Source organism: Streptomyces sp. NRRL S-495 (assembly GCF_000966955.1).
GTDB lineage: Bacteria > Actinomycetota > Actinomycetes > Streptomycetales > Streptomycetaceae > Kitasatospora > Kitasatospora purpeofusca.
This window is the reverse complement of sequence record NZ_JZWY01000013.1, coordinates 1-5,463: the sequence shown is the minus strand read 5'-3', so window position 1 is coordinate 5,463 and position 5,463 is coordinate 1. Positions and strand designations below refer to the sequence as shown.

The 5,463-nt window shown below is 76.4% G+C and carries 4 protein-coding genes and 1 pseudogene; 2 read left to right on the top strand and 3 right to left on the bottom strand.

Annotated features, from left to right (window positions below; translation table 11 throughout):
* Positions 1 to 1,356: 3'-5' exonuclease (locus VR45_RS01045; RefSeq protein WP_045937769.1), on the top strand; the 1,356-nt coding region annotated here is incomplete at its 5' end.
* A gap of 82 nt (positions 1,357 to 1,438) precedes the next feature.
* Here the strand turns inward: VR45_RS01045 and VR45_RS01040 are convergent.
* Positions 1,439 to 2,275, bottom strand: coding sequence for a M23 family metallopeptidase (locus tag VR45_RS01040; protein ID WP_052708750.1), 837 nt, complete (start codon positions 2,273 to 2,275; stop codon positions 1,439 to 1,441).
* A gap of 296 nt (positions 2,276 to 2,571) precedes the next feature.
* Here VR45_RS01040 and VR45_RS01035 point away from each other — a divergent pair, with 296 nt between their 5' ends.
* Positions 2,572 to 2,979 (top strand): cobalamin B12-binding domain-containing protein, encoded by a 408-nt coding sequence (locus tag VR45_RS01035; RefSeq protein WP_030393356.1) that lies wholly within the window; start codon positions 2,572 to 2,574, stop codon positions 2,977 to 2,979.
* A 74-nt stretch (positions 2,980 to 3,053) separates the two neighbouring features.
* Here the strand turns inward: VR45_RS01035 and VR45_RS01030 are convergent, their stop codons facing one another.
* Both VR45_RS01030 and VR45_RS01025 read right to left on the bottom strand, forming a co-directional pair.
* Entirely contained in the window at positions 3,054 to 4,673 is a 1,620-nt protein-coding gene (locus VR45_RS01030; protein ID WP_045937768.1) for a DUF5691 domain-containing protein, read from the bottom strand.
* Positions 4,674 to 4,749: 76 nt separating this feature from the next.
* A pseudogene (locus tag VR45_RS01025) lies at positions 4,750 to 5,463 on the bottom strand (SWIM zinc finger family protein); the annotation flags it as partial.

Here is a 5,463-nt window from a genome sequence, read left to right as displayed (position 1 = left end):
GGCGAGGCCCAGTTCATCGCCGACGAGATCGACCGGCTCACCGACGCGGACGCGGCCAAGCCGGGGGACGTCGCGATCTTCTACCGCACCAACGCGCAGTCCCGCGTCTTCGAAGAGGTGTTCATCCGGGTCGGCCTGCCGTACAAGGTCGTCGGCGGGGTGCGCTTCTACGAGCGCAAGGAGGTCAAGGACGTCCTCGCCTACCTGCGGGTGCTGTCCAACCCCGAGGACACCGTGCCGCTGCGCCGGATCCTCAATGTGCCCAAGCGCGGCATCGGCGAGCGCGCCGAGGCGATGATCGACGCGCTGGCCGCGCGCGAGCGGATCTCCTTCGCGCAGGCGCTGCGGCGGGTGGACGAGGCGTACGGCATGGCCGCGCGCTCGGCGAACGCGGTGAAGAAGTTCAACGAGCTGATGGCCGGGCTGCGCCAGGTCGTCGAGTCCGGGGCGGGCCCGGCCGCGGTGCTGGAGGCGGTGCTGGAGGAGACCGGCTACCTGGCCGAGCTCCAGGCCTCCACCGACCCGCAGGACGAGACCAGGGTGGAGAACCTCCAGGAGCTGGCCTCGGTCGCCCTGGAGTACGAGCAGGACCCGGGCGAGCGCCCGGACGCGGGGGAGGACGGCGCGCCGCCGGTCGGCTCGCTGCCCGACTTCCTGGAGCGGGTCGCGCTGGTCGCCGACTCCGACCAGATCCCGGACGGGGACGACGAGGGGCGGGGCGTCATCACGATGATGACCCTGCACACCGCCAAGGGCCTGGAGTTCCCGGTGGTCTTCCTGACCGGCATGGAGGACGGCATCTTCCCGCACATGCGGGCACTCAACCAGGTCAAGGAGCTGGAGGAGGAGCGGCGGCTCGCCTACGTCGGGCTCACCCGGGCGCGGCAGCGGCTCTACCTGACCAGGTCGGTGCTGCGCAGCGCCTGGGGGCAGCCGGCGTACAACCCGGCCTCGCGGTTCCTGGAGGAGATCCCGGAGACGCTGGTGGAGTGGAAGCGCACGGGGGGCGCCCCGGCGCCGGCCGCGCGCGGCTTCTCCTCGGGGTCGTCCTGGGGCGGGAGGTCCTCGGGCGGCTCGGGCGGCTCGGGCGGTTCGTCGCGCGGGGGCTCCGCGCGCGGTGCGGCGGCGGCCTCGCCGAAGGCGGGCTGGGGGCAGTCGGCGCGGCGGACGGGCGCGGCGGTGGAGCGTGAGGTGGTCGCGCTGGCGGTCGGCGACCGGGTCACCCACGACACCTTCGGCCTGGGCACGGTGGTGGCCACCGCCGGGGTCGGCGACAAGGCGCAGGCCACCGTGGACTTCGGTACGGAGGGCCGTAAGCAGCTGCTGCTGCGCTACGCGCCGGTGGAGAAGCTCTGAGTCGGCCCGAGGCGGCCTGAGCCGGAGTCGGTCTGTGCCCGGGGCGGTCTGAGCCGGCCGGGGTTGCTCGGCCCGCGCTGCCTCAGCGCGGGTCGAGGCCCTGGGCGAGGAACCAGGGCAGGGGGTCGACGGGGGCACCACCGTCGGCCGGGCGGATCTCGAAGTGCAGGTGCGGGCCGGTGCTGTTGCCGCTGCTGCCGACGAAGGCGATGACGTCGCCCGCCTTCACCGTGCCCTTGCGGATCTTGTACGACCGCAGGTGGCAGTACCAGGCCTCGGTGCCGTCGGCCATCTTGAGTATCGTCATGTAGCCGTACGAAGGGTTCCACTGGGTCCGGACGGTGCCGTCCGTGACGGCCATGACGGCGGTGCCGCCGTCCACCGGGAAGTCGATGCCGGTGTGCCGCTTCGCCCAGTGGGTGCCGGCCGCGCCGAAGACCTCGCCCAGGCCGTGCTGGGCCACCGGCATCGCGATCCTGGGGCGCTCCGGCGGGGCCTGGTCGGTCGTGGTGACCTGGGCGGCCGACTGCCCGGCGGGGTCGGCCCCGCCCGGGGTGCCGGTGAGCGGCTGGCGGGCGTCGCCCCGGGAGGCCTGGGCGCCGCCGCCGGAGGCGAGCGCCTGCTGGGCGGCCCCGGCGGCCTCGGCGCGCTGGGCCTCGGCGTTGTCCGGGGCGCCGGCGGCGGTGGTCTGCTCGGGGATCCGTCCGGCCGCCTGGGCCCGCTGCTGGTCGGCCTCGCCCTGGACGGTGACGGCGGCCGCGGCCGCGACACCGAGTGCGGCCACCGAGGGCAGCGCGACCCGCAGCAGCGCCGTCCGGGTGGCGGCCTTGGCGGCGTCGCGGCGCTGGGCCCGGGACTGCTCGCGGGCGGCGACGCGCAGTTCCGCACGGGTCGGGCGAGGTGCGGCTTCGGGAGCCATCGCGGCTGCCTCCTCGGGCGCGTCGTCGGGCGAGGGGGTAAACGACCGAGACTGTAGCCGCAAGCCGGACATCCGGACAAAAGTCCGGTTGTCAAGGGGCTGTGGGCGTGCGGTTGCGGGGTAGAACAGGGGAGGGGCGGCGGGTGCCTGTGATTTTCCCCTCCTCTTGAGGGGCGGCGGGCCCAACCGGGACGGGTGACGCTAACCTCCCCTCAGATTGGTTATTGCTCGTTAACTCCGCCCCATGCCCACAAGGCGCCGGCGGGGTGATGGACGACGAGGTCCAGGAGGCAGTGATGGGTGTGTCAGGACCGATCCGCGTGGTGGTCGCCAAGCCGGGACTGGACGGGCACGACCGAGGCGCCAAGGTCATCGCGCGCGCCCTGCGCGACGCCGGCATGGAGGTCATCTACACCGGCCTGCACCAGACGCCGGAGCAGGTGGTCGACACCGCGATCCAGGAGGACGCGGACGGCATCGGCCTGTCGATCCTGTCCGGCGCGCACATGAGCCTGTGCACGCGGGTGCTGGAGCTGCTGAAGGAGCGGGACGCGGCGGACATCAAGGTGTTCTGCGGCGGGATCATCCCGCCCGAGGACATCGTCGAGCTGAAGGCGATGGGTGTCGCCGACATCTTCACCCCGGGCACGCCGACCACCGAGGTGGTCGCCTGGGTCACGGCCAACCTGCGCGCCGCCGGCTGACGGCCGGGCCGGGGCCGGGCGCGCCGTCCGGCCCCGATCCTTTCGCGCCGGGCCGGGTCGGGCCCGGGTCAGGGTCAGGCCGCCAGCTCGGCGAGCATCGCCTCGCGGAAGCGCAGCGTCCCGGCCAGCCGGGCGAAGGTCTCGCCCCAGGCGGTGGCGGGCGCGGCCCCGGCGGCCAGTTCCTCGACCGCCCCGGCGGCCGTCGGCGAGAGCGCCCGCTCGGTCATGCCGAGCACCCCGCTGTGGCTCCACGGGTAGGCCCCGGAATCGGCGGCCCGGGCCAGGGCCCCGACCACGGCGGTGGAGAGCGGCGGCGTCCACGGGGTGGCGCAGGCCCCGAGCAGTTGGAAGGCGTCCCCCAGTCCGTGCGCCTCGACGAAGGCGGCCGTCCAGACGGCCCGTTCGGCGGGCGGGAGCACCGCGAGCAGCTTGGCCGGGGCACCGGTGGTGCGGGCCGTCCGCCCGGGACCGGGGACCGGCGGGGGACCGAGCAGGGCGCGCGCCCAGTCCGGGTCCTGCTGGCGGACGGCGGCCCGGGCCCAGGCCTCGCGCAGGTCGTCGGCCCAGGTGCTGCTGGTCTCGTCGATGGCGTCGCCGACCCGCAGGCCGAGCAGCCGCTCGGGCGTCAGACCGGTGTGCGCGGACCACAGGGCCAGCGGCGCGGCGGCGATCACCTCGCCGAACCACCAGGCCCGTTCGCCGCGCCCGGTCGGCGACTTGGGCGGTATGCCGTCGCGCTGCATGGCCGGGTCGCAGGCGGTGGGCGGGGTGACCAGCAGATGGGTGCCGTGCTCGGAGAGCCGGACGGCGGCGCGGGCGCGCTCGCCCATCCGGGCGGCCAGGGCGGAGCCGGGCAGGGTGGAGAGCAGCTCGGCGGCGGTGGCCCGGACGTTCTTGCTGCGGTCGCCGAGCGCGGCCTCCAGGAACGGTTCGTCGGCGGGGGAGAGGCCCTCCTGGAGGGCGTCCAGGAACAGCAGCCGGTCCTCGGCCCGCTCGGTGGGCCAGGTGCCGCGCAGCAGGGCGAGGCCGGCCGCCGGGTCGCGGCGGCGGAGCAGGGTGAGATGGGTGACCCGCTCGGCGAACAGGCCCTCGTGCCAGAGCTGGTCGCCCTCGGCGGGGGCGGTGTCCGCCGCCGGTGCGGGTGCCCGGGCGGCGCGCTGCACGAACCGCCAGTCCGGGTTGCGCTCGGCGAGCCAGTGGCCGAGCGGACCGGCCAGCGCGACCGCGTCCGGGCGGAGTTCGCTGCGGGCACGGGCGGCGTCCAGCAGGGCGGGGACGCTCGCGGCGGGCGCGCGGTAGCCGCGGTCGCGGGCGGTGGCGAGCCACTGCGGGAGCAGCTCGCCGAGGTTGGCGAGCACGCCCCCGCCGGTGCCGCGGGTGGAGAGCAGCAGCGAGAGCCGGCGGGCGGCCGCGGCGGGCAGTTCCGTCCGGTGGTCCTCGGCGGCCGGGGCGGCGGGCGGGCCGTCCGCCGGGTCGGGCAGCGCGCCGGCCCGGCGGCGGACCGTCTCCAGGGCGGCGAGTTCGAGCAGTGCGGTGGCCGGGTCGGCGCGGTCGACGGCGCCGTCGTACGGGGCGGCCGGGCCGGGCGCGGGGAGCGGGCGGCGGTCGGTGCCCAGCAGGGCGGCGGTCTGCAGGGACTCCCAGGGGTCGGGCACGGGGCCTCCTCCTCCGGTGGAACGGGTCGGGTCGGACATCGGGTCGGAACTCGGCCCGGATGTCGGTTCGGACGCCCGGCCGGGTCGGTCGGGCGGGTCGTGCGGGCCGGCCGGTTCAGGGTGCGGTGAGGCCGATCGGGCGGCCGTCCGCGCCCCAGGCGGTGACCGGGGCGAAGCCCTGGTGGCCGTACTCGCCGAAGACGGTGAGCGGCCGGCCGGTGGAGACGGCGGCGAGCCGCCAGAGCGCGGCCTCGGTGACGGCCGCGCGGTGCACCGGGGCGGTGTGCCGGCCGTCGGTGAGCTGCCAGCCCTCGGGGGAGAGCACCGGCACGACTCCGGTGAGCACGGTCGGCCAGGCGTCCAGCCACGGGTCGTCGGCCACCGCGGTGCCGTAGCCGGCCACCGCCTCGGCGACGCTCAGACCGGGGGGCGGGCCGTCGGGCGCGGACCCGGGAGCGCCGTAGCGGGTGCCGAGGGCGGCCCGCAGCGGGCGGGCGCCGGGGTGGAAGGCCAGCTCGGCCTCGACCACCTGGCCGGTGGGCAGGGCGAGTTCGGGGGCCTGTCCGGGGCGGCCGAAAGCGATCAGCAGGGCCTGGCGGCCGGTCTTGGCGCCGCGCAGCCAGAGCCGACGGGTGGTCAGCCGCTCGTCGGCGCCGCCCTCCATCGGCGAGGTGCGGCTGCCGAGCACCTGCCAGCGGTCCCGGACCGTGGGGCCGGCCAGCAGCTCGGCGGTCTCGGTGGTGTAGCCGACCCGGGCGCGCACGGTCGCGGCGAGCGGCGCGGGCAGCTCGTCGAGGCGGGTCGCGGCGGTGGCGAGCAGGTGCAGCAT

Coding starts and splice junctions, on each gene's coding strand:
- VR45_RS01040 (WP_052708750.1), bottom strand. CDS start 2,275: ATGGCTCCCGAAGCCGCACCTCGCCCGACCCGTGCGGAACTGCGCGTC.
- VR45_RS01030 (WP_045937768.1), bottom strand. CDS start 4,673: ATGTCCGACCCGACCCGTTCCACCGGAGGAGGAGGCCCCGTGCCCGAC.
- VR45_RS01035 (WP_030393356.1), top strand. CDS start 2,572: ATGGGTGTGTCAGGACCGATCCGCGTGGTGGTCGCCAAGCCGGGACTG.